The 22,730-nt window shown below is 71.3% G+C and carries 19 protein-coding genes; 8 read left to right on the top strand and 11 right to left on the bottom strand.

Annotated elements, in window-relative coordinates:
• Positions 1-26: 26 nt before the first annotated feature.
• Positions 27-1,421, bottom strand: coding sequence for a diaminobutyrate--2-oxoglutarate transaminase family protein (locus WQO_RS26890; RefSeq protein WP_010063471.1), 1,395 nt, complete (start codon positions 1,419-1,421; stop codon positions 27-29).
• A gap of 355 nt (positions 1,422-1,776) precedes the next feature.
• On the opposite strand from WQO_RS26890, the gene WQO_RS26885 reads away from it, so the two are divergent.
• Together WQO_RS26885 and WQO_RS26880 are read left to right on the top strand one after the other, a co-directional pair.
• Positions 1,777-2,943 carry a trypsin-like serine peptidase gene (locus WQO_RS26885; protein ID WP_010063473.1) on the top strand — a complete coding sequence of 389 codons (1,167 nt, stop codon included), beginning with the start codon at positions 1,777-1,779 and terminating at the stop codon, positions 2,941-2,943.
• A gap of 196 nt (positions 2,944-3,139) precedes the next feature.
• On the top strand, positions 3,140-4,312 hold the full coding sequence (locus tag WQO_RS26880) for a trypsin-like serine peptidase (protein ID WP_010063475.1): 1,173 nt from the start codon (positions 3,140-3,142) through the stop codon (positions 4,310-4,312).
• Positions 4,313-4,392: 80 nt separating this feature from the next.
• Here the strand turns inward: WQO_RS26880 and hflX are convergent, their stop codons facing one another.
• The 6 genes from hflX to miaA all read right to left on the bottom strand — a co-directional run bounded on the left by hflX (position 4,393) and on the right by miaA (position 12,435).
• Positions 4,393-5,913, bottom strand: a complete 1,521-nt coding sequence (gene hflX, locus WQO_RS26875) for a GTPase HflX (RefSeq protein ID WP_010063476.1) — start codon at positions 5,911-5,913, stop codon at positions 4,393-4,395.
• 130 nt (positions 5,914-6,043) lie between these two features.
• Positions 6,044-7,489: a M1 family metallopeptidase gene (locus WQO_RS26870; RefSeq protein WP_010063477.1), complete on the bottom strand. Its 1,446-nt coding sequence runs from the start codon at positions 7,487-7,489 to the stop codon at positions 6,044-6,046.
• A gap of 84 nt (positions 7,490-7,573) precedes the next feature.
• A complete protein-coding gene (locus WQO_RS26865; RefSeq protein WP_029182609.1) occupies positions 7,574-9,742 on the bottom strand; it encodes a RelA/SpoT family protein in 2,169 nt (722 codons plus the stop codon).
• A gap of 213 nt (positions 9,743-9,955) precedes the next feature.
• Positions 9,956-10,822 (bottom strand): diaminopimelate epimerase, encoded by an 867-nt coding sequence (gene dapF / locus WQO_RS26860; protein WP_058954222.1) that lies wholly within the window; start codon positions 10,820-10,822, stop codon positions 9,956-9,958.
• A 114-nt stretch (positions 10,823-10,936) separates the two neighbouring features.
• Positions 10,937-11,389: a hypothetical protein gene (locus WQO_RS26855; protein WP_010063481.1), complete on the bottom strand. Its 453-nt coding sequence runs from the start codon at positions 11,387-11,389 to the stop codon at positions 10,937-10,939.
• 107 nt (positions 11,390-11,496) lie between these two features.
• Positions 11,497-12,435, bottom strand: a complete 939-nt coding sequence (gene miaA, locus WQO_RS26850) for a tRNA (adenosine(37)-N6)-dimethylallyltransferase MiaA (protein WP_010063482.1) — start codon at positions 12,433-12,435, stop codon at positions 11,497-11,499.
• A gap of 153 nt (positions 12,436-12,588) precedes the next feature.
• Between miaA and WQO_RS26845 the strand changes: the two genes are divergently transcribed.
• Positions 12,589-12,882 carry an antitoxin gene (locus tag WQO_RS26845; protein WP_010063483.1) on the top strand — a complete coding sequence of 98 codons (294 nt, stop codon included), beginning with the start codon at positions 12,589-12,591 and terminating at the stop codon, positions 12,880-12,882.
• A gap of 91 nt (positions 12,883-12,973) precedes the next feature.
• Here the strand turns inward: WQO_RS26845 and WQO_RS26840 are convergent, their stop codons facing one another.
• The gene (locus tag WQO_RS26840; protein ID WP_010063484.1) at positions 12,974-13,714 is read right to left on the bottom strand and encodes a class III extradiol dioxygenase subunit B-like domain-containing protein; all 741 of its coding nucleotides are present in this window, start codon (positions 13,712-13,714) and stop codon (positions 12,974-12,976) included.
• 195 nt (positions 13,715-13,909) lie between these two features.
• The gene (miaB, locus tag WQO_RS26835; RefSeq protein ID WP_050992360.1) at positions 13,910-15,430 is read right to left on the bottom strand and encodes a tRNA (N6-isopentenyl adenosine(37)-C2)-methylthiotransferase MiaB; all 1,521 of its coding nucleotides are present in this window, start codon (positions 15,428-15,430) and stop codon (positions 13,910-13,912) included.
• Between the two features lie 137 nt (positions 15,431-15,567).
• Between miaB and WQO_RS26830 the strand changes: the two genes are divergently transcribed.
• A complete protein-coding gene (locus WQO_RS26830; protein ID WP_010063486.1) occupies positions 15,568-16,569 on the top strand; it encodes a TAXI family TRAP transporter solute-binding subunit in 1,002 nt (333 codons plus the stop codon).
• Between the two features lie 36 nt (positions 16,570-16,605).
• On the opposite strand, the gene WQO_RS26825 is transcribed toward WQO_RS26830, so the two are convergent.
• Together WQO_RS26825 and WQO_RS26820 are read right to left on the bottom strand one after the other, a co-directional pair.
• Complete coding sequence (locus WQO_RS26825) at positions 16,606-18,000, bottom strand: sensor histidine kinase (protein ID WP_010063488.1); 1,395 nt, start codon at positions 17,998-18,000, stop codon at positions 16,606-16,608.
• A gap of 21 nt (positions 18,001-18,021) precedes the next feature.
• Positions 18,022-18,714 carry a response regulator transcription factor gene (locus WQO_RS26820; RefSeq protein WP_010063490.1) on the bottom strand — a complete coding sequence of 231 codons (693 nt, stop codon included), beginning with the start codon at positions 18,712-18,714 and terminating at the stop codon, positions 18,022-18,024.
• 388 nt (positions 18,715-19,102) lie between these two features.
• On the opposite strand from WQO_RS26820, the gene WQO_RS26815 reads away from it, so the two are divergent.
• The 4 genes from WQO_RS26815 (at position 19,103) to WQO_RS26800 (ending at position 22,622) form a co-directional block, all read left to right on the top strand.
• Positions 19,103-19,888, top strand: a complete 786-nt coding sequence (locus tag WQO_RS26815; protein ID WP_029182610.1) for an amino acid ABC transporter ATP-binding protein — start codon at positions 19,103-19,105, stop codon at positions 19,886-19,888.
• Between the two features lie 32 nt (positions 19,889-19,920).
• A complete protein-coding gene (locus WQO_RS26810; RefSeq protein ID WP_010063492.1) occupies positions 19,921-20,844 on the top strand; it encodes a glutamate ABC transporter substrate-binding protein in 924 nt (307 codons plus the stop codon).
• Between the two features lie 192 nt (positions 20,845-21,036).
• Positions 21,037-21,684 (top strand): amino acid ABC transporter permease, encoded by a 648-nt coding sequence (locus WQO_RS26805; RefSeq protein WP_006128036.1) that lies wholly within the window; start codon positions 21,037-21,039, stop codon positions 21,682-21,684.
• Complete coding sequence (locus WQO_RS26800) at positions 21,681-22,622, top strand: amino acid ABC transporter permease (RefSeq protein ID WP_010063493.1); 942 nt, start codon at positions 21,681-21,683, stop codon at positions 22,620-22,622. Before WQO_RS26805 ends, WQO_RS26800 begins: the two co-directional genes overlap by 4 nt.
• Positions 22,623-22,730: the final 108 nt, after the last annotated feature.

Genomic DNA, 22,730 nt, shown 5'->3' with positions numbered 1-22,730 from the left:
CGTTCTTCCTTGTGGGGATTCCGGGGTCAGGTGGTCGGCCCGGCGGTGGTCCGACGGTGCGGGGAGCTTGTCGCGGCTGCCAGCGCGTCGGCGAGACGGTCGACGACGGCAGTCGCCTGCTCGTCGGTGAGGGTGAGGGGCGGCAGGAGGCGGACCACGGCGCCGTGCCGGCCGCCGAGTTCGACGATGAGGCCGCGGCGCAGGCATTCCTGCTGGACGGCGAGGGCGAGGGCCGGGTCGGGCGGCGGGGCCGGGGCGGGGTCGCCGGCTTCGGCGGGCAGGGGCGCGCTCTCGGGATCCACCAGCTCCAGGCCGATCATCAGTCCACGCCCCCGTACGTCACCGATTCCCGGGTGATGCGCCCTCAGTTCTCCGAGGCGGGCGAGCATCCGGGACCCCAGGACCGCTGCGCGGTCCGCCAGTTGATTCTCCCTGACGTACGCGAGCGTGGCCGCGCCCGCCGCCATGGCGAGCTGGTTGCCACGAAACGTACCCGCGTGCGCGCCCGGCTGCCAAAGATCCAGCTCAGCGCGGTAGACGATCACGGCGAGGGGCAGGGAGCCGCCGATCGCCTTGGAGAGGACCATGACGTCGGGGACGATGCCGCTGTGCTCGACGGCCCAGAACGCGCCGGTCCTGCCGACCCCCGTCTGGACCTCGTCGGCGATGAGCGGGATGGACCGCTCCTCGGTGATCCGGCGCATGCGGCGCAGCCAGGCGTCGGGGGCGGGGTTGACGCCGCCCTCGCCCTGGACGGGCTCCACGATCATCCCGGCGGGGGCCGGCACCCCGCCCTTGCGGTCGTCCAGCAGGTGTTCGGTCCAGCGGGCGGCGAGCGTGGCGCCGTGCTCGCCGCCGGTGCCGAACGGGCAGCGGTAGTCCTGCGGGAAGGGGAGCCGGGTGACCCGGACGTCGGCGGCGCCGCCGGAGGCTTCCAGGGCTCCGGCGGTCATGCCGTGGTAGGCGCCGGTGAAGGTCAGCAGGCCGGAGCGCCCGGTCGCGGAGCGGACCAGCTTGAACGCGGCCTCGACGGCGTCCGTGCCGGCGGGACCGCAGAACTGGATGCGGGCGTTGTCGGCGAACTGCCGGGGCAGGGTGGCGAACAGCTCGGTGGTGAAGGCGTCCTTGACCGGGGTGGCGAGGTCCAGCACATGCAGGGGAGCGCCGGAGTCGATGACCTTCCGGATCGCTTCGAGCACGACCGGGTGGTTGTGGCCGAGCGCCAGGGTGCCCGCGCCCGACAGGCAGTCCAGATACCGGCGGCCGTCCGCGCCCTCGATGGTGAGCCCCCGGGCGCGCACCGGGACGATCGGCAGGGACCGGGCGTAGGTGCGGGCCGCCGATTCGCGCAGGGACTGGCGGCGGAGGATGCCCTCGTGCGCGGAGGGCGGCGCCACCGGTGCGGGTTCGGTCACGGACACGGCTCTTGATCCTCCTGCGGTAACAGTTGCGTTGCACGTCGGTACGATTTCGCGCGGACGCACCGAGGCCGTGAACGCTGTCCTGGTGTCCCCCGTACGTACCAACGACGCCGACCGCAATGGATCACGGTTGCATCGGAACATCCTCGCGGCGACGGAACCGTGGACCTGCCGCGTGCCGTCACCATCGGCACCGGCATAGTGGGGGCCGCACAGCGGCGCGGAAGCACCTGCTCCGGCGCCCGAAGTGTCCGCAATGCAGCACGAGTACCGAGTGACGAAGTCCCAGGGGGATCACGAGATGCGACCCATTCGCCCGACCGATACCGCACGCCGCGGGAGGCGCGCACGGCGCATGCCCTCCTCCGCGCTCGCCGCGACCGCCGTCGCCGCCGTGCTGGCGCTCACCGCCACCGCGTGCGGTCCGGAGGAGGACAACGCGGGCGGTACGCCCAGCGCTTCGGCCGACCAGGCCGACGGCAAGGTCACCATCCCGGACGACCTGAAGGACCGCCTCAAGGAGCACGGGATCGACCCCGACCAGTGGCGGGACGGGGAGTGGAAGAACTGGGACAAGGACAAGTGGCTGCGTGAGGCCAAGGACTTCGTCAACCCGATCATCGAAGGCCTGTGGGACCCGGACCGGATGCGGGACGCCGACAAGCCTCCGGAGAACCCGGTCGACAACGACATCTCGGGCGACGACGGCGTGACGGACCCGACGCCGGCCCCGGTCCGGGCCGCCGGTGTCGCGACGCCGTACCACGACAACGCCCCGGAGTCCGGGAAGCTGCTCTTCGACGGCCCGCAGGGCTCGATGGTCTGTTCCGCGACCGTGGTGAAGGACCCGGCGAACCCCGGCAAGTCCAACATGGTGTGGACCGCCGGGCACTGTGTGCACGCGGGCAAGAAGGGCGGCTGGTACCGCAACATCGCGTTCGCCCCGGCGTACAACAACGACGGTCTGTCGCTGGCCCAGCTGGAGACCGCGCCCAAGGAGAAGATCGCTCCCTACGGTGTGTGGTGGGGTCAGTGGGCCCAGACCTCCGAGCAGTGGATCGAGCAGGGCGCCGCGACCGGCGGCCAGGGCGCGCCGTACGACTTCGCGGTGCTGCACGTGACGCCGGAGAAGGGCGCGGGCGGCAAGTCGCTGGAGGAGACGGTCGGTTCGGCGTTGCCGGTCGAGTTCAACGCTCCGGCCGTGCCGAAGATCGCCGAGATGACGGCCACGGGCTACCCGGCCGCGCCGCCGTACGACGGTCAGAAGCTGCTCCAGTGCAAGGACGAGCCGGGCCGGCTCTCGGTCTTCCGGGAGCAGCCCACGATGTACCGCATCGGCTGCACGATGACCGGTGGTTCCTCCGGCGGCGGCTGGGTCGCGGCGGGTCAGGACGGCAAGCCCGCCCTGGTGTCGAACACCTCGATCGGCCCGGTCACGGCGGGCTGGCTGGCCGGTCCGCGGCTCGGCAAGGAGGCCGAGGGCATCTACCGCGCGGTGAGTGAGAAGTACGCGGGCCAGTAGTACTCGCGAGGGCCTGCGGGTCCGCGGCCCCCGGCAGTCGACTGCCGGGGGCCGTGCACGACCGGCGGCCGCCTCCGGTATCTCACATGACAAGCACATGACAAAATGCGCGACCGCGACCGCGCACCACCGCGTTTGCGCGCCGGGCGAGGTCGCGCGCCATCGCACGCATCAGCTGTTCAGGGGGATCTCTTCCATGCGATCGATACGTCCGCTGCTGGCCGCCACCGGCCTCGTCGCGGCGCTCACACTGACGGCCACGGCCTGCGGTCCCGAGGAGGACTCCGCGGCCGCCAAACCGTCGGCCACCGGCGGGGCGGCCGAAAAGGACCCGGCCGCCGGTCTTCCCGGCGACCTGGGCGACGCCCTGGAGAAGCACGGGGTGGACCCGGAGAAGTGGAAGAAGGGGGAGTGGAAGAACTGGGACAAGGACGGCTGGCTCCGCAAGGCCGAGGACTTCGTCAACCCGGTCATCGACGGCCTGTGGAAGCCGGAGCGGATGGCTTCGGCGGAGGAGCCCGCCAAGACGATGGCGGCCGGTGACCTCTCCGCCGGCCAGGACGTCAGCGACCCGGAGCCCGCCCCGGTGCAGGCCAAGCCGGAGAAGCTGCCCTACCACCGGTACGCCGCCCCGGTCGGCAAGGTCTTCTTCGACTCCCCCAAGGGCTCCTTGGTGTGCTCGGGCACGGTCGTGAAGGACCCGAAGAACCCCGGGAAGTCCAACCTCGTGTGGACCGCCGGACACTGTGTGCACGCGGGCGCGGGCGGCGGCTGGTACCGCAACATCGTCTTCGTGCCCTCGTACAACGACCAGGGCAAGAACGCGGCGCAGCTGCGGACCGCGCAGCCGCAGGAGATCGCCCCGTACGGCACCTACTGGGCGGACTGGGCCGCGTCCTCCGGCGAGTGGATCTCCGGCGGCGGCCCGACGGGGGGCGCCGGCGCCCCGTACGACTACGCGGTCCTGCATGTGAAGCCCGAGAACGGGACGAAGTCGCTGGAGGAGACCGTGGGCAACGCCCTGCCGGTCTCCTTCGACGCTCCGGAGATCCAGCAGATCAGCGGCATGGGCGCCTGGGGCTACCCGGCGGGTCCGCCGTACGACGGTCTGCTGATGCACCAGTGCGTCGACCGTCCCGGCCGGCTCTCGATCGCCCCGGGGACCCCGACCATGTACCGGATCGGCTGCACCATGACGGGCGGCTCCTCCGGTGGCGGCTGGTTCGTCGCCGGGCCGGACGGGAAGTCGAGGCTGGTCTCCAACACCTCGATCGGACCGGTCACTTCGGGCTGGCTGGCCGGACCGCGGCTCGGCGAGGACGCCCGGCGCACCTTCGCGACGATGAGCGACAAGTTCGCGGGGCGTTGAACCCCGTACGCCGAAGGCCCGGCCCAAACCCTCTGGAGGGTTTGGGCCGGGCCTTCGGCCGTCGTACGGTCCCGCGGCCGTCAGTGCGCAGCGAGGGCGAAGGTCTCCAGCTCGGCGGCCAGCTCCTCGTGGACCTGGGCCTTGAGCAGGGTGCCCTCGGCGGTGTGCTCCTCGGAGAGCACCTCACCCTCGGCGTGCACCCGGGAGACCAGGGCCCCCTGGATGTACGGCACGAGCACCTCGACCTGGACGGACGGCCGGGGCAGCTCGGCGTCGATGAGCGCGAGCAGCTCCTCGATGCCTTCGCCCGTCCGGGCCGAGACCGTGATCGCGTACTTCTCGTTGCGCAGGAGGCGCTGGATGACCAGGGGGTCCGCCGCGTCCGCCTTGTTGATGACGACGATCTCTCGTACGTTCACCGCGCCGACGTCCCGGATCACCTCGCGCACCGCGGCGAGCTGCTCCTCGGGCACCGGATGGGAGCCGTCCACCACGTGGAGGATGAGATCGGACTCGCCGACCTCCTCCATCGTGGAGCGGAACGCCTCGACGAGGTGGTGCGGCAGATGCCGGACGAACCCGACGGTGTCGGCCAGGGTGTAGATCCGGCCGCTCGGCGTCTCGGCCCGGCGGACGGTCGGGTCCAGGGTGGCGAACAGGGCGTTCTCCACCAGGACACCGGCCCCGGTCAGGCGGTTGAGCAGCGAGGACTTGCCCGCGTTGGTGTATCCGGCGATGGCGACGGAGGGCACCTTGTGGCGCTTGCGCTCCTGCCGCTTGATCTCGCGGCCGGTCTTCATCTCCGCGATCTCCCGGCGCATCTTCGCCATCTTCTCGCGGATCCGCCGCCGGTCCGTCTCGATCTTGGTCTCACCGGGACCACGGGTGGCCATACCGCCACCGCCGCTGGAACCGCCGCCGCCCATCTGCCGGGAGAGCGACTGACCCCAGCCGCGCAGCCTGGGCAGCATGTACTGCATCTGCGCGAGCGAGACCTGCGCCTTGCCCTCACGGGACTTGGCGTGCTGGGCGAAGATGTCGAGGATCAGGGCGGTCCGGTCGACCACCTTGACCTTGACGACGTCTTCCAGGTGGATCAGCTGTCCGGGGCTCAGCTCACCGTCGCAGACGACGGTGTCGGCACCGGACTCGAGCACGATGTCGCGCAGCTCCAGCGCCTTGCCCGAACCGATGTAGGTCGCCGGGTCGGGCTTGTCGCGCCGCTGGTACACCGCGTCCAGCACCTGGGCGCCCGCCGTCTCGGCGAGGGCGGCGAGCTCCGCGAGGGAGATCTCCGCGTCGTGCACCGTCCCCGAGGTCCAGACGCCCACCAGCACCACGCGCTCCAGGCGCAGCTGGCGGTACTCGACCTCGGTGACGTCTTCGAGCTCGGTGGAGAGACCGGCCACGCGTCGCAGCGCGGCACGCTCGGAGCGGTCGAGCTGGTCGCCGTCCCGGGCTCCGTCGATCTCGTGGCTCCAGGCGACGTCCTCTTCCATCAGGGCGTCGGCCCGGCGGGCCTCGGTGAGGCTCTCGGTGGTGTTCTCCGTTGCGCTCTGCGCGTCCTGCGCGTCCTGGGGAAGGGAAGAAGAGGAGGTCATTGGATCCTAACGTCGATAGAAGTCTTTACGTCAGTCACAACGTGTGATCTACCCGGATGATTCCCTTCGGGAACTCCGGTGCGGTCCGCCGCGCCGACGCTTCGATAGTGGCACGGCCCCACCGGGCCCGTCACGCGGGTTTCGCGCTGCTCCAGTCCGGGTGTCCGGGCATCGGCGGGGTCTTCTTCCCGTACAGCCAGCCGTCGAAGAAGGCGGTCAGATCACGGCCGGCGATGCCGGAGGCGAGCCGGGTGAAGTCCGCGGTGGCCGCCGTGGAGTCCCGGTGCACCCGGACCCAGGTGCGCTCCAGCCGGTCGAAGGCCCCCTCGCCGATCTCCTGGCGCAGGGCGTAGAGCACCAGCGCGCTGCCGTCGTACATCACCGGGCGGAACAGGCTGAGCTTCTGCCCCGGCGCCGGTCCTTCCGGGTGCGCCGGAGGGCCGCCGTCCGCGCGCCAGCCGTCGGACAGCTTGTACGCCTCGCGCATCCGGCGTTCCAGGGTGGGGCCGCCGTTCTCCTCGGCGTACCGGGCCTCGTACCAGCTGGCGTGTCCCTCGTTGAGCCACAGGTCGGACCAGCTCGCGGGCGAGACGCTGTTGCCGAACCACTGGTGGGCCAGCTCGTGGATCATCACCGAGTCGACGTACCACTCCGGGTAGCCGGGCTCGGTGAAGAACGACTTCCCGAACAGGGACAGCGTCTGGGTCTCCAGGGCGAACCCGATGGGGCTGTCGGCGACGAGCACCCCGTACGTCTCGAAGGGGTAGCGGCCGACCAGCTGCTCCATCCACTCCAGCTGGGCCGGGGTCTTCTTCAACCAGGGCTCCAACTTCTTCCGGTCGGCGGCCGGGACGACGTCGCGCACCGGCAGACCGTGCGGTCCTGTGCGGTGAGCGACGGCGGAGCTGCCGATGGAGACCTGGGCCAGTTCGGTGGCCATGGGGTGCTCGGTGCGGTACGTCCAGGTGGTCGAGGAGCCGTGCCGGCTCCTCTCCACGGGCATCCCGGCCGCGACCGCCGTCAGCCGGTGCGGGGCGGTGATCCGGAAGGTGAAGTACGCCTTGTCGGAGGGATGGTCGTTGCTCGGGAAGACGCGGTGGGCGGCGTCGGCCTGGTTGGCCATGGCCAGCCCGTCGGCAGTACGCACCCAGCCGCCGTCGTCCCCGGATCCGTTCGGGTCGCTGGTGTGCCGGACGGTGATGTTCAGCGGTACGCCCGCGGGGAGGCGGCGGGGTGCCTGGAGGACGAGGTCCTCCCTCTTGCTGCCGAAGTCGACGCTCTGCCCGTTGACCTCGACGCCCCGGACGGTGCCCCGGGCGAAGTCGAGGTTGATCCGGTCCAGCGGGGCGGTGGTGCGGGCCCGGATCTTGGTGACGGCGTCCAGGGGTTTGGTGTTGGAGCCGCGGTAGGTGAAGGCGATGTCGTACGCGAGGACGTCGTATCCGGGGTTGCCCAGCTCGGGGAAGAGCCGGTCGCCGATGCCCAGGGGCTCGGGGGCGGGCAGGGCGGCGGCGACGAGGGTGGCCGAGGCGGTCGCCAGCAGGGCGGCGCGCAGGCGGCGGGTCAGGAGCGGCATGGACTACCGCTATCAGCGCGGGGCCGCCCGGTCGGGGAGCCGCGCGCCGCACCACCCGAACGAGGACGGGTGGTGCGGGGCGGCTCAGCCCGTCGGGGCCGGGTGCTGGGCGCGGCTGACGTCGTAGACCCCGGCGACGTCGCGCATGGCGCGCATCAGGCCGGGAAGACCGGCCGCGTCGGGGAGCCGGAGGGTGTACGTGTGGCGGACCCGCTGCTCGCTGGGCGGTTCCACGGTGGCGGACACGATCGCCGCGTCGGCGGTGGCGATGGCCTCGGTGAGGTCCGCGAGGAGCCGGGGGCGGCCGAATGATTCGGCGACCAGGGTGACCCGGCAGCCCGCGTCGGACTCCCCGTCCTCCCCGTCCGCCCAGCGGGCCGCGACCGGGGCACGGCCGATCTCCTGCATCGCGGCGACGGCGGGGCACTCCCGCCGGTGCACGGTGACCGCGCCGCCCCGGACGACGAAGCCGGTCAGCTCGTCGGGGGGCACCGGCGTACAGCAGCCGGCCAGGCGCACCTGCGCGTTCGGGTCGTCCACGACGACGCCCGTGGGGCGAGGACCGGACCGGCTGCGGGCCGGAGCGGTGCCCCCCGGAGCCTCGCGTTCCGAGGAGGTGGCGGGCTCGCCCTGGGTGCCGGGTCCGGTCGCGTCGGCGGTCTCCGTGTCGGTTTTCGCCTCGTCCGGGTGGTCGCTGAACCAGCCGGTGATCGCGATCCGGGCGGCCGGGGTGCGCGCGTGGTCGAGCCAGTCGGGCGAGGGGCCGGACGCGGTGTCCTGGGCGAGCAGCGGCTGCACGGTGTCGCCGTCGCTGAGGACGGTGCTCAGGGTGGCGAGGCGGCCGTTGACCCGGGCCCCGATGGCGGTGTGGGCCAGGTCGCCGTACTGGGCGTAGGCGGCGTCGACGCAGCTGGCTCCGGCGGGCAGCCCGAGGGTGCCGCCGTCGGTGCGGAAGACGGTGATCTCGCGGTCCTGGGCGAGGTCGTCGCGCAGGGTGGTCCAGAAGGTGTCGGGGTCGGTGGCGGACTCCTGCCAGTCCAGCAGCCGGGAGAGCCAGCCGGGCCGGGTCGGGTCGGCGCGCTCGTCGGACGGCTCGGTCTGCGGGGGCGCGGCGGGGTCCTGGGCGTACGGGTTGCCCAGCGCGACGACGCCCGCCTCGGCGACCTTGTGCATCCGGTGCGTACGGATGAGGACTTCGGCGACGGCTCCTTCGGGGGCGACGACGGCGGTGTGCAGTGACTGGTAGAGGTTGAACTTGGGGGCGGCGATGAAGTCCTTGAACTCGGAGATCACCGGGGTGAAGCAGGTGTGCAGCTCACCGAGGACGGCGTAGCAGTCGGCGTCCTCGCCGACCAGGACGAGCAGCCGCCCGAAGTCGGTGCCGCGCAGTTCGCCGCGTTTCCTGCGGACCCGGTGTACGGAGACGAAGTGGCGTGGTCTGATGAGGACTTCGGCGCTGATGCCCGCGTCGCGCAGGGTGTGCGTCACGTTCTCGGCGATGGTTTCGAGGGGGTCGTCCGGTCCCGTCGCGGCGGCGATGAGGGCGCGGGTCTCCTCGTACTCCTCGGGGTGCAGGATCGCGAAGACCAGGTCCTCCAGCTCGGTCTTGAGCGCCTGTACGCCGAGCCGTTCGGCGAGCGGGATGAGGACGTCCCGGGTGACCTTGGCGATCCGGGCCTGCTTCTCGGGACGCATCACCCCGAGGGTGCGCATGTTGTGCAGCCGGTCCGCGAGCTTGATGGACATGACCCGGACGTCGTTGCCGGTGGCGACGAGCATCTTGCGGAAGGTCTCCGGTTCGGCGGCGGCGCCGTAGTCGACCTTCTCCAGTTTGGTGACGCCGTCGACGAGATAGCAGACCTCGTCGCCGAACTGCTCCTTGACCTGATCGAGCGTCACTTCCGTGTCCTCGACGGTGTCGTGGAGCAGGGAGGCGGTGAGGGTGGTGGTCTCCGCGCCCAGCTCGGCGAGGATCAGCGTCACGGCCAGCGGATGGGTGATGTACGGCTCGCCGCTCTTGCGCATCTGGCCGCGGTGCGAGGACTCCGCGAGGACGTAGGCCCGGCGCAGGATGGTCAGGTCGGCGTCGGGGTGGTGGGCGCGGTGCGCCTCGGCGACATGGCTGATGGCGTCGGGCAGCCGGTCGCGGGAGACCGGGCCGCGCAGTGCCACCCGGCCCAGTCTGCGCAGATCGATCCGGGGGCGGCTCCGCCTGCGAAGGGGGGCGCCCGGATCGGCGGCCTCTGCACTCATGGGCACCTCCGGCGACTCGACCGGCGGGGCGAGGGCTGGATGCGCCTCGGGGCCGGTGCTTGATGCTATCGAGCCCACCACGTGGCGCAGTCCAGCTCTCGCCCAGCGTGAAACGGATCACCCATTCGAGCGAAGCCCGGACCGATCACCGTTTCGAGCGCGCCCCGCCTCGGAGGGCGGCGAACCGTCCGACGGAAAGCGTCAAGCCATTGCTCAGGCGGTTTCGAGCCAGGCCGGGTCGATGACGCCTTCGGCGACGATCACGGCGGGGCCCGTCATGTCGACCGCGCCGTCGGGGTGCTCGGTGATGACGAGGGTGCCGCCGGGGAGATCCACCCGGTACGTGACGGGAAGACCGGTCACTGCGGGGTCGGCGCCGTCCCGGCGGGCGGCGGCGACGGCGACGGCGCAGGCGCCGGTGCCGCAGGAGCGGGTCTCGCCGGAGCCGCGCTCATGGACCCGCATACCGACGTGGCGCGGGCCCCGGTCGACGACGAACTCGACGTTGACGCCTTCCGGGTAGACCGCCTCGGGGGTGAAGGGCGGGGCGGTGAACAGATCGCCCGCGTGGTCCAGGTCGTCCACGAACGCGACGGCGTGGGGGTTGCCCATGTTGACGTTGCGGGCGGGCCAGCTGCGGCCGTCGACGCTGACCGTGACGCCCGCGTCGGGCAGCAGGGCCTGTCCCATGGAGACGGTGATGTCGCCGTTCTTGGCGAGGTGCACGCGCTTGGGGCCGCCCCGGGTGGCGACGGTCAGGTCGCCCTCCTCGACAAGGCCGGCGCGCTGGAGGTGGTGCGCGAAGACACGCACGCCATTGCCGCACATCTCGGCGATCGAGCCGTCCGCGTTGCGGTAGTCCATGAACCACTCGGCTTCGTCCGCCATGGACCGCGCCTCGGGGTGCGTGGCGGACCGCACGACGTGCAGCAGTCCGTCGCCGCCGATACCGGCCCGGCGGTCGCAGAGCCGGGCGACGAGGGCGGCGGGCAGCGTGAGGGCGTTGTCCGGGTCCGGAACGATCACGAAGTCGTTCTCGGTGCCGTGCCCCTTGAGGAAGGCGATCTGCGAGGTGCTCACACGCCCACTGTACGAGGCGGCGCCGACAACCCGCTCCCGCGGACCCCCGCGATCGGCTTCGCCGTCCGGGCCGCCCATGGGGCGCCGAGGGCTCGTCGTGCGGGTCCGCTGCCGTCAGCGCAGCCGGGCCACGCGCCAGACGGCGAGGGCGACCAGGGCGAGGCCGGTCGCGGCGTACAGCGCGATCACGCGCCAGTCGGGGCGGTCGCCCGAACCCCGGGAGGGCAGTCCGGGCCAGGTGTGCCCCACGCGGCGGGCCGCCATCATGCCCCAGCCGGCCGCGCAGCAGCTGATCAGGAGCCCCAGCATGGCGACAATGGCGCCGCCGTCACCGAACTCGAAGGCGAGCGGGAAGGCGAACATCAGCGAGCCGACCGCGGCCAGCATGACGATGGGGGCGAGCTGCCAGATCCGCAGCTTGCGGGTGGGCCGCAGCTCGACCTCGACCTCGGGGGCCACGTCCTGCTCGTCGGGCCCGTCGGGGCTCAGCCGTCCCGCGGTCTCCCGCGGTGACGGCACCTCGTGCTCTGCGTCGCGCTGCTCCGTGTCGCGAGGGCCGGCCTCCATCGCCACGCGCCCTCCCAACTCGGACTCCACTGGTGGATCGATGCTCGATGATGGCACGGTCACGGGCACCGAATTGACGGGCGGAGCTTCCCGATGCCATCACGTGATCAGGCTGTGACCGCTCGTTCGACCAACGTCAGTGCCTGGTGCGGGAGTTCCCCCCGGTCATGGTCTCCGCCGCCGAGCCACACGACACGCGGGTCGCGGCGGAACCACGAATCCTGACGGCGGGCGAAGCGCTTGGTGGCGCGCACGGTCTCGGCCCGCGCCTCGTCCTCGGTGCACTCCCCCGCGAGCGCCGCCAGGATCTGCTGGTAGCCGAGGGCCCGTGAGGCGGTGAGGCCCTCGCGGAGCCCGGACGCCTCCAGGGCGCGCACCTCGTCCACGAGTCCGGCCTCCCACATCCGGTCGACGCGCAGGGCGATGCGCTCGTCCAGTTCGGGGCGTTCCACGTCGACGCCGATCTGGACGGCGTCGTAGACCGGCTCGTCGCCGGGGAGGTTGGCGGTGAAGGGCTTGCCGGTGATCTCGATGACTTCGAGGGCGCGGACGATGCGGCGGCCGTTGCTCGCCAGGATGGACCGGGCGGCTTCCGGGTCGGCCGCGGCCAGCCGTGCGTGCAGGACGCCGGAGCCGCCCTCGGCCAGCTCCGCTTCGAGGCGGGCGCGCACCTCGGGGTCCGTACCGGGGAACTCCAGGGCGTCGATGGCGCCCTTCACGTACAGCCCGGAACCGCCGACCAGGATCGGGGTGCGCCCCTCGGCGAGCAGCCGGTCGATCTCCCGGCGGGCCAGGCGCTGGTACTCGGCGACGCTGGCGGCCTCGGTGACGTCCCAGATGTCCAGCAGGTGGTGCGGCACGCCGTCGCGCTCGGGGAGCGTCAGCTTCGCCGTGCCGATGTCCATCCCCCGGTAGAGCTGCATGGAGTCGGCGTTGATCACCTCGCCGCCGAGCCGCTGGGCGAGAAAGACCCCCAGATCCGATTTTCCGGCCGCTGTGGGGCCTACGACGGTGATGACGCGGGGGGTGGGGTGGGGAGGGATCACCCGGACAGTGTCCCAAAAATCCGGGCCCTCCCGAACACACCGGGTGGCGCCGTCGGAGGAGTAAAAACGGCAGGAACGGACAGGTGACGGACAATGGGGGCGGGAGAACGTTCCCGCGAAGACAGTCCTCCACACTGCACGGAAGGTGACCCAATGGGGTTCCTGGACAACCTGAAGGCAAAGCTGGGGCCGGCCAAGGACAAGGTCGGCGACCTCGCGCAGCAGCACGGGGGCAAGATCGAGCAGGGCCTCGACAAGGCCGCGCGCACGGTCGACCAGAAGACCAAGGGCAAGTACAGCGACAAGATCGATTCGGGTACGCGCAAGGCCAAGGAGGCCGTGGACAAGCTGGGCCAGAAGGACGGCGGCACGCCCGGAACCCCCGGTGCTCCCGGAACCCCCGGCGGCCCCGGCAACACGCCTCCTCCGCCGCCGCCCGCGCCCTGACGCAGCGGTCCTGCCCCGGCGGCGGGTCCGGAGCCGAGCGCTCCGGGCCCGCCGCCGGTCTGTTCAGAAACAGTTCGTCGGGCCGGTCTCTTCAGGACCAGGCTGCGACGGTGTAGCCCACGCCGTACGGGGCGTCCTCGTACAGCAGCCGTCCGGCGAGCCCGGCGTCCCGCGCGGCACCGGCGAGGAGCTGCCAGGGAGCCCGGCCGGCCGCCTTGAGCTCGTGGGCGAGCGTGGCGTCGAGCGCGGCGATGGCGTCGAGGTCCGCGGAGCCGAGCGCCTCGGTGGCCCGGGCGTCGAACGCGGCGGCCCGGTCGTCGAGGTAGCCGGGCGCCTTGAGGGTGCGGCAGGCGCTGCCGTCGCCCATCACCAGGAGCGCGACCCGGTCGGTGCGTCCGGCGACGGCGCGGCCGGCCTCCGCGCAGTCCTCCGGATCCGCGGTCTGCAGAAAGGCGAGCCCTTCCACGGGGGCGCCGGCCCAGTGGGCCCGTTCCAGCAGCCAGGCGCCCACCGTGAGGGACTGCGGCAGGGGGCGTCCGGCCGTCGTGTCACCGTCGGCTGCATGGCCGAGCGTCACGTCGAGGTCCACGCCGACGCCCCGGAAGGAACCGTGCGCGCCGGGCGGGTAGGGCCCGACGGTCGGGTGCTCGCCCGGCTCGGACGGCTCGTCGCCGGGCCCCACGACCACGAGCAGGTCCGGTCGCGCGGCGGCGAGCACACCCACGGCGTCGAGGCACGCGTCACGCGCGGCGTCGAGCTCGGGGGCGGCCCCGGCGGCGACCTCGGGCACCAGGAGCGGCGGACAGGGGCAGACGGCGGCGGCGACAAGCATGCCGGTCAGCGTACTGGCCAGGGGCCGCGAGCCGGTCGGCCACGGGGGCCGATGGGCGGCGCGGGGCCGTCAGCGTACGTGCCGAAGGTGGCGCGAGCCGGTCGGCCACAGGGGGCGGCGCGGGGCCGTCGGCCCCGGCCCCCGGCCCGCTCGGCGTCGACCCCTTGGCCAGGCCCCGCGGCGCGCCCAGGGCTCTCAGCCGATGCCGCAGGCGGGGGCCGCGGCGGCCGGGAGCGGGTCGGGGGCGCCGATGCCGGGGAGGCCCAGCATCACTCCGGCGGGCTTCGCGGCGGCCTCGGTGGTGCGCTTCTCCCAGGCGTCGCCCGCGCGGGTGGACCGTACCGCGAGCGGCGTGCCCTCGGCGAGCAGGTGGTGCGGAGCGGCGTAGGTGATCTCGACGGTCACCACGTCACCCGGGCGCACGGCCTGCTCGGGCTGCGTGAAGTGGACCAGGCGGTTGTCGGGCGCGCGGCCGGAGAGGCGCTGGGTGGCGCCGTCCTTGCGGCCCTCGCCCTCGGCGACCATGACGTCCAGGGTGCGGCCGACCTGCTTCTTGTTCTCGTCCCAGGAGATCTGCTCCTGGAGGGCGGACAGGCGCATGTACCGCTCCTGGACGACCTCCTTGGGGATCTGGCCGTCCATGTCGGCGGCCGGGGTCCCGGGGCGCTTGGAGTACTGGAAGGTGAACGCGTTGGCGAACCGCGCCTCGCGGACGGCGTGCATCGTCTGCTCGAAGTCCTCCTCGGTCTCGCCGGGGAAGCCCACGATGATGTCCGTGGAGATGGCGGCGTCCGGCATCGCGGCGCGCACCTTCTCGATGATCCCGAGGAAGCGTTCCTGCCGGTAGGAGCGGCGCATCGCCTTCAGAACGGTGTCCGAACCGGACTGCATCGGCATGTGGAGCTGCGGCATCACGTTGGGCGTCTCGGCCATGGCGGCGATGACGTCGTCGGTGAAGTCGCGGGGGTGCGGCGAGGTGAAACGGACGCGCTCCAGGCCCTCGATCTTTCCGCAGGCGCGCAGCAGCTTGGAGAAGGCCTCGCGGTCGCCGATGTCGGAGCCGTACGCGTTGACGTTCTGGCCGAGCAGGGTGATCTCGGAGACGCCCTCGGCGACCAGGGCCTCGATCTCGGCGAGGATGTCGCCGGTGCGGCGGTCCTTCTCCTTGCCGCGCAGCGCCGGGACGATGCAGAAGGTGCAGGTGTTGTTGCAGCCGACGGAGATGGAGACCCACGCGGCGTAGGCCGACTCGCGGCGGGTGGGGAGCGTGGAGGGGAAGGCCTCCAGGGACTCGGCGATCTCGATCTGCGCCTCTTCCTGGATGCGGGCGCGCTCCAGGAGGACCGGCAGCTTGCCGATGTTGTGCGTGCCGAAGACGACGTCGACCCAGGGGGCCCGCTTGACGATGGTGTCGCGGTCCTTCTGCGCCAGACAGCCGCCGACGGCGATCTGCATCCCGGGGCGTTTGGTCTTCATGGGCGCGAGGCGGCCGAGGTTCCCGTACAGCTTGTTGTCGGCGTTCTCCCGCACCGCGCAGGTGTTGAAGACGACGACGTCGGCGTCGCCGTCGGAGCCTTCGGGGGCGCGGACGTAACCGGCGCCCTCCAGGAGACCCGACAGCCGTTCGGAGTCGTGGACGTTCATCTGGCACCCGTAGGTGCGCACCTCGTAGCTCTTCTGGACGTCCACTGCTTCGCTCCGGTTGCCGCTGCTCATGGGACAAGGGTAGGCGGTTGCCGGGCGCTGCCCCTCCGGCCCCGTGCCCTGCCCCTCTCCACTCCCCCGCCGGCTGTGGGGCGGGCCTCATGGCCGAGCCTGGCCAGGGAGGCGGGTGAGCTGGCAGGATCGCGCGCATGCACCACGCTCTGTCCCGATTCGGCCGCCGGCGCACCCTTCAGACGGGCGCCCTGATCGCGGTCGTGCTCGGGCTGCTCGCATGGTGGCTGCAGCCTCGGGGGGACGAGGGGGACCCGAGAGGTCCGCTCACCTTCTCCACCGGGGTGCCCAGCGGCGTCTACCAGCGGTACGGGGAGCGGCTGGAGGACGCGCTCGCCAAGGACATGCCGGAGGTGGCCATACGGCTGCGGACCAGCGAGGGGTCGCAGCAGAACCTCGCGCGGGTGGCGACGGGCGAGGCGGACTTCACCATCGCGACGGCCGACGCCGTGGCCACCTATCTGCGCGACGGGAGGCAGGGGGCCCAGCGGCTCCGCGGCTGCGTCCGGCTGTACGACGACTACGTCCAGCTGGTCGTCCCCCGCGACTCCGACATCCGCAGCGCCTCCGATCTGCGGGGCAAGCGGGTGGGCGTCGGCCAGGAGGGTTCCGGGGTGCGGCTGGTCGCGGACCGGCTGCTGAAGGCGGCGGGGCTCGATCCGGCCGACGACATCACCCCGGTGCCGGTGGGCATCGACACGATGCCCGTACGGCTGACGCAGGGGCAGCTGGACGCCTTCTTCTGGTCGGGCGGGCTACCGACCGCCGCCGTGCAGGAGCTGTCGGAGCGCTTCGACGTCCGGCTGGTGCCGCTGGAGGCCGACCTGGTCGCGAAGCTGCAGGCGGCGACCGGTCCCACCCGTTTCTACCGGTCGGCCATGATGCCCGCCGACGCCTATCCGGAGGCCCAGCAGGGCCAGTCGGTGCCCACGGTCGCCGTCGCCAACCTGCTCGTCACGACCGACCGCACGGACGCGGCCATGACCGAGGCCTTCACCCGGACGGTGATCAACAGCCGGGACCGGATCGGCCGTGAGGTCCACGCGGCGCAGCTGGTGGACCTGCGGACGGCGATCTACACGGATCCGCTGGACGTGCACGAAGGCGCCAAGGACTACTACCGCTCGGTGAAGCCCTGACCCCTCCTAGGGCCCCCGGCCTGGCTCATTCCCGGCTCAGCCGCCCGGCCGTTCGCGGGGCAGCGAGACGGTCACCCGCAGGCCGTGCGGTGCGTGGTGCTCGTACGCGATCGAGCCGCCGCCCGCCGCGAGCAGCACCCGGGAGATGGAGAGGCCCAGCCCCGATCCGCTGACGTTCTGGTGGCGGGTGCTGCGCCAGAAGCGGTCCCCGACGCGTTCCAGCTCCGCTTCTGTGAGGCCGGGGCCCCGGTCGGCGACCACGACGGTCGTCGTACGGGGTCCGGCGGCGACCGTGACGGTGACGTCCTCGCCGGCCGGGGTGAACTTCAGGGCGTTGTCGATCACCGCGTCCAGGGCGCTGGAGAGTGCCACGGGGTCGGCCCAGGCGGTGGCCGCCGGGGCCCCTTCCAGGGTGAGCCGCACGGCCTCCCGGTCCGCCATCGGACGCCAGGACGCGACCCGCTCGGCGGTGAGCGGGACGAGGTCGATCAGCTGGAGGTCCGCCTCGGCGTGCTCGGCCAGCGCGAGGTCCAGGAGGTCGTCGAGGACCCGGGCCAGCCGCTTGCCCTCGGTGCGCACGGCCGCGATCTCCTCGCTGTCCTCGGGCAGCTCCAGGGCGAGGAGCTCGATGCGCAGCAGCAGGGCGGCGAGCGGGTTGCGCAGCTGGTGCGAGGCGTCGGCCACGAAGGCGCGCTGCTGCTCCAGCACGTCCTCCACGTTGTCCGCCATCTCGTTGAAGGAGCGGGCCAGGTGCCGGAGTTCCGGCGGCCCGGCGGAGGCGGCGACGCGGGAACGCATGCGGCCCCCGGCGATGTCGCGGGTGGCCGCGTCCAGGGTCCGTACGGGCAGCAGGACCCAGCCGGTGAGCCGGACCGCCGCGGCGACCGCCACCAGCAGGGCCAGTGCCTCGCCGAGGCCGATGAACAGCCAGGTCCGCACGATCCGGGACCGCATCTCGCCGGTGGGCGAGTCGATGACGACCACGGCGACCACGTCACCGTCGCGGACCACGGGCGAGGCGACGACGACGCGCCCGTTCTGCCAGGGCCAGACCTGCGGCGGATCGTGCGAGCGGCGGCCGAGCAGCGCCTCGTCGAAGGCCGTGCGCCCCTCCCCCTCGGCGGGCAGGGCCCAGGAGCCGGGCGCCTTGGCCAGGGCCCGGTCGTCCTGGAAGAAGACGCCGGCGCGGATGTCGTACACCGAGGCGTAGACCTCCAGGTCGGTCTGGAGGGTGCGGCGGCGCTCCTCGCTGTCCGGGGAGGTGTCGGTGATGGCCTGGACCAGGGCCGCGAACCGCGCGGTGTCGTCGATCCGGTCGATGACGAGGCGCTGCTGCTCGGCGGCGGCCACGCTGATCGCGAGCGGGAAGCCGAGGGTGACCAGGACTGCGGCCATCAGGACGATGAGCAGCGGGAGCAGGCGGGAGCGCACCGGGGAAACGTACCCGTTCGGTTACGCGGACGGCGCGACGAGCCGGTAGCCGACGCCCCGCACGGTCTCGATCAGGGTGGGCAGCCGCAGCTTGGAGCGCAGGGAGGCGACGTGGACCTCCAGGGTGCGTCCGGTCCCCTCCCAGCTGGTGCGCCAGACCTCGCTGATGATCTGCTCGCGGCGGAAGACGACGCCGGGGCGCTGGGCGAGGAGCGCCAGGAGGTCGAACTCCTTGCGGGTGAGCTGGACTTCCTCGCCGTCGACGCTGACCCGGCGGGTCGGCAGCTCGATGGCGACCGCCCCGAGGCGCAGGGCGGCGACGGGGGTCGGGGCGGTGTCCTCGGCGCCGGAGGTGCGCCGGGCGACCGCGTGGATACGGGCGAGCAGCTCGCCGGTGTCGTACGGCTTGGTGACGTAGTCGTCGGCGCCGAGGTTGAGGCCGTGGATGCGCGAGCGCACGTCGGCGCGGGCGGTGACCATGATCACGGGGGTAGCGGTGCGCTTGCGGATCTTGCCGCACACCTCGTACCCGTCCTGGTCGGGCAGGCCGAGGTCGAGGAGGATCACCCCGAAGGGCTCCTTCTCGGCGGGCAGCAGCGCGCGGAGGGCCTCCTCGCCGTTGCGGGCGTGCACGACCTGGAATCCGTGCCGGGCGAGCACGGCGGACAGGGCCGCCGCAACGTGGTCGTCGTCCTCGACGAGCAGCAGTCTCATGGCCCTCCTTTCCGTCTCTCCCGGGGCCGTCCGGCTCCTCGGGCTCATACGTGCCACCGTTGCACGGTGTCACCGGGCGTTGTCCCGCGTTTCACCCTGCTTCATCCGGAAGACCCTCTCCGCGATCTTCCGGATATCGACGCTCCGCGTCGACCTCGCTCAAGGCATCCACGCCGATGAACGGCACACCAGTCAAGAGTCTGCCGGTTACAGCGGGGTTTCCGTTATGCACCCGGTACGCCCCGGGGCGGCGCGGGGCGTCCTGTTCACACGGAGTGTCCGGTTGCCGCCGGATCGTTATGCTCAATTTCCGCTCAGATGTAATGACGTTGGTCGCACTGCGTCATTAGTGTCCTTCTTCAACCGAGCAGGACGGAGCAAGAAGCCGATGAGCGGAGTTTCAGTGACCAAGGACGCCGAGGATGCCGCGCCCGCGGCGAACGACCTGGTCGTACTGAGCAACGTCAACAAGCACTTCGGCGCGCTGCATGTGCTCCAGGACATCGACCTGACCATCGCCCGGGGCGAGGTCGTGGTCGTCATCGGGCCTTCCGGGTCCGGCAAGTCCACGCTGTGCCGCACGATCAACCGCTTGGAGACGGTCGATTCGGGAGCGATCTCGATCGACGGCAAGCCCCTGCCCCAGGAGGGCAAGGAGCTGGCCAGGCTGCGTGCCGACGTGGGCATGGTCTTCCAGTCGTTCAATCTCTTCGCACACAAGACGGTGCTGGAGAACGTCATGCTGGGCCAGATCAAGGTCCGCAAGGCCGACAAGAAGGCCGCGGAGGAGAAAGCCCGGACCCTGCTCGACCGGGTGGGCGTCGGCGTACAGGCCGACAAGTACCCGGCGCAGCTCTCCGGCGGCCAGCAGCAACGCGTGGCGATCGCACGAGCGTTGGCGATGGACCCGAAGGTCATGCTGTTCGACGAGCCCACGTCGGCGCTCGACCCGGAGATGATCAACGAGGTCCTCGAAGTCATGCAGCAGCTGGCCAGGGACGGCATGACGATGATCGTCGTCACCCACGAGATGGGCTTCGCCCGCTCCGCCGCCAACCGCGTCGTGTTCATGGCGGACGGGAAGATCGTCGAAGAGGCGGCGCCCGACCAGTTCTTCAGCAATCCGCGCAGCGACCGGGCCAAGGACTTCCTGTCGAAGATCCTTCACCACTGACGACAACGACCCACGACCTAAGGATTGTTCACATGAAGCTCCGCAAGTCCGCCGCCGTGGCGGCCATCGCCGTCCTCGCCCTGACCGCGACCGCGTGTGGTGGCAAGGAGGGTTCCGCCGGTGACAAACCGGGCGGCACCCAGCCGGGCGCCTCCGGTGCCCCCGAGCTGCCCAAGTACACCGCCGCCATGGACGTCGCCCTCGACTCCCCGGTCTTCAAGAAGGCCAAGGAGCGCGGCAAGCTCATCATCGGTGCCAAGGCCGACCAGCCGTACCTCGGCTTCGAGGACCAGGCGACCAAGGAGCGCTCGGGCTTCGACATCGAGATCGCCAGGATGGTCGCGGCCGACCTCGGCTTCTCGGAGAAGCAGATCGAGTGGAAGACCGTCGACTCCGGCGTCCGTGAGACGGCCATCTCCAAGGGCCAGGTCGACTACTACGTCGGCACCTACACGATCAACGACGAGCGCAAGAAGCAGGTCGGCTTCGCCGGTCCGTACTACAAGGCCGGCGCGGACCTCCTGGTGCGCGAGGACGAGACGGCGATCACCGGCAAGGAGTCGGTGAAGGGCAAGAAGGTCTGCTCGATCGTCGGCTCCACGCCGCTGCAGGAGATCAAGAAGCCCGAGTACGGCGCGAGCGTCGTCGAGCTGGCCAAGTACTCCGACTGCGTGCAGCAGCTGCTGACCAAGCAGGTCGACGCCGTCACCACCGACGACTCGATCCTCAAGGGCTACGCCGCGGCCAACAAGGGCAAGCTCAAGGTCGTCGGCAAGCCCTTCACCGACGAGCCTTACGGCGTCGGCCTGAACAAGGACGACAAGGTGCTCCGCGAGGCCATCAGCAAGTCGCTGGAGGACCGCGTCAAGGACGGCACGTACAAGAAGATCTACGAGGCCACCCTCGGTCTGTCCGGCTCGGACTTCGTCGACCCGCCGGCCATCGAGCGCTACTGACGCCTTCGGGCGCCCGGCATCGTCGGGCGCCCGGCAGCTCCGGGTGTCCGAGCGCCGACACCTGTCACGACGCTCCGCGAGTTTCCCCGGCGTCCCGTACGCCCCCGCCGTCCCCCTCCGACCGGGGACGGCGGGTGAACGGGGCGCTCCTTCCCCTGCCCCGATGCCGATGACCGCCGACGCGGAGACCTCATGAACGTACTGCTCGACAATTTCCCAGCGTTCCGCGACGGCTTCATAGGAACTGTGTCGATCACCGCCGTCAGCTCGCTTATCGCCCTGGTTCTCGGTGTCGTGGTCGCCGGATTCCGCGTCTCGCCGGTGCCGCCGCTGCGGTACTTCGGCACCGCGTGGGTGACGCTGATGCGCAACACCCCGCTGACGCTGCTCTTCCTGATCTTCTTCTTCGTGGTGCCGGAGATCCTCTTCCCGGGGATGAGCCCGTTCGTCCTCGGCTCCCTGGCCCTCGGCTTCTACACCTCGTCCTTCGTCTGCGAGGCGGTCCGCTCCGGCATCAACACCGTCCCGCTGGGGCAGGCAGAGGCCGCGCGCTCGATCGGCATGACCTTCGCCCAGACCCTGCAGATCGTGGTGCTCCCCCAGGCGACGCGGACGGTCATCCCGCCGCTGAGCAGCATCTTCATCGCCCTGACGAAGAACTCCGCGATCGCCGGTGCCTTCAGCAATGCCGAACTGTTCGGCTGGCAGAAGCTGATGAGCGACAAGGGCTACGACATCGTCCCCGTCTTCATCTGGGTGGCCATCGGGTACCTGATCATCACCTTTACCATCAGTGGCCTCTTCCGGCTGCTGGAGCGCCGCATGGAGGTCGCCCGATGAGCGCCAGCGTTCTTTACGACGCCCCGGGCCCCAAGGCCGTCGTCCGCAACCGGATCTACGCCGTCGTCGGCAGCCTCGCCATCGTGGCGCTGATCGCCGTCAGCATCATGCGGCTGGCCGACAAGGGGCACCTCGCCCCCGAGATGTGGGACATCTTCAACTACGCGGGCATCCGGCAGAACATCGCCGACGCGGTGCTCGCGACCCTCAAGGCGTTCGGTCTCGCCGCGGTCGGCTCGCTGGTCCTCGGCGTGCTCCTGGCAGTGGGCCGGCTCTCCGACCACAAGCCGGTCCGCTGGGTGGCGACCACCTTCATCGAGCTGTTCCGCTCGCTGCCGCTCCTGATCACCATCTACGCGATCTGGGTCGGCTTCCTCACCGACTACTCGATGTGGGCGCTGGCGGCGGGCCTCTCCGTCTACAACGGCTGCGTCCAGGCCGAGGTGCTGCGCGCCGGGATCAACTCGGTGCCCAAGGGCCAGAGCGAGGCCGCGTACGCCCTCGGTATGAGCAAGACGCAGGTCATGACGACCGTCCTGATGCCGCAGGCGATCCGGTCGATGCTGCCGACGATCATCAGCCAGCTCGTGGTGACCCTCAAGGACACCTCGCTCGGCTTCATCATCCTGTACCCGGAGCTGCTCCAGACCGCGCGTCTGATCGCCTCCAACACCCAGGTGAACGGCCAGTACCCGTACGTCTCGACGATCGTCGTCATCGGCACGATCTACATCGCGATGTGTCTGCTGCTCTCGGCGCTGGCGACGTGGATCGAGAAGCGCGGCCGCCGGGCCAAGACCGGCATCAAGGTGGCGCCCGGCGTCCAGACCGACAGCTTCGCCGCCGCGGCCGCCATTCCCGGCCCTGATGCGGGGGGCGCAGGGGGCGCAGGCCCGACGGACGGCGGTGCCGGTGGGACCGGTGTGACGGGCAACTGACCTCCCCGGGGCCTTACCGGCCCCTCCCGGCAGGAGCATTCGAGGCAGCGGCGCACGCGTCGCTGCCTCGGTCACTTGACGCAAGCACCACCAGTGGGTTGCATACGT

Origin of the sequence: Streptomyces globisporus C-1027, from assembly GCF_000261345.2 — a bacterium.
In the GTDB taxonomy this organism is placed as follows: domain Bacteria; phylum Actinomycetota; class Actinomycetes; order Streptomycetales; family Streptomycetaceae; genus Streptomyces; species Streptomyces pakalii.
This window is presented reverse-complemented; position numbering and strand designations above follow the sequence as displayed.

Excerpts from the sequence above, each read along its gene's own strand:
- WQO_RS26880 (WP_010063475.1), top strand. The coding sequence starts at position 3,140 with ATGCGATCGATACGTCCGCTGCTGGCCGCCACCGGCCTCGTCGCGGCG.
- hflX (WP_010063476.1), bottom strand. The coding sequence starts at position 5,913 with ATGACCTCCTCTTCTTCCCTTCCCCAGGACGCGCAGGACGCGCAGAGC.
- WQO_RS26845 (WP_010063483.1), top strand. The coding sequence starts at position 12,589 with ATGGGGTTCCTGGACAACCTGAAGGCAAAGCTGGGGCCGGCCAAGGAC.
- WQO_RS26810 (WP_010063492.1), top strand. The coding sequence starts at position 19,921 with ATGAAGCTCCGCAAGTCCGCCGCCGTGGCGGCCATCGCCGTCCTCGCC.
- WQO_RS26840 (WP_010063484.1), bottom strand. The coding sequence starts at position 13,714 with ATGCTTGTCGCCGCCGCCGTCTGCCCCTGTCCGCCGCTCCTGGTGCCC.
- WQO_RS26865 (WP_029182609.1), bottom strand. The coding sequence starts at position 9,742 with ATGAGTGCAGAGGCCGCCGATCCGGGCGCCCCCCTTCGCAGGCGGAGC.
- WQO_RS26820 (WP_010063490.1), bottom strand. The coding sequence starts at position 18,714 with ATGAGACTGCTGCTCGTCGAGGACGACGACCACGTTGCGGCGGCCCTG.
- miaB (WP_050992360.1), bottom strand. The coding sequence starts at position 15,430 with ATGAGCAGCGGCAACCGGAGCGAAGCAGTGGACGTCCAGAAGAGCTAC.
- WQO_RS26855 (WP_010063481.1), bottom strand. The coding sequence starts at position 11,389 with ATGGAGGCCGGCCCTCGCGACACGGAGCAGCGCGACGCAGAGCACGAG.
- WQO_RS26805 (WP_006128036.1), top strand. The coding sequence starts at position 21,037 with ATGAACGTACTGCTCGACAATTTCCCAGCGTTCCGCGACGGCTTCATA.
- WQO_RS26885 (WP_010063473.1), top strand. The coding sequence starts at position 1,777 with ATGCCCTCCTCCGCGCTCGCCGCGACCGCCGTCGCCGCCGTGCTGGCG.
- WQO_RS26800 (WP_010063493.1), top strand. The coding sequence starts at position 21,681 with ATGAGCGCCAGCGTTCTTTACGACGCCCCGGGCCCCAAGGCCGTCGTC.
- WQO_RS26815 (WP_029182610.1), top strand. The coding sequence starts at position 19,103 with ATGAGCGGAGTTTCAGTGACCAAGGACGCCGAGGATGCCGCGCCCGCG.
- WQO_RS26870 (WP_010063477.1), bottom strand. The coding sequence starts at position 7,489 with ATGCCGCTCCTGACCCGCCGCCTGCGCGCCGCCCTGCTGGCGACCGCC.
- WQO_RS26830 (WP_010063486.1), top strand. The coding sequence starts at position 15,568 with ATGCACCACGCTCTGTCCCGATTCGGCCGCCGGCGCACCCTTCAGACG.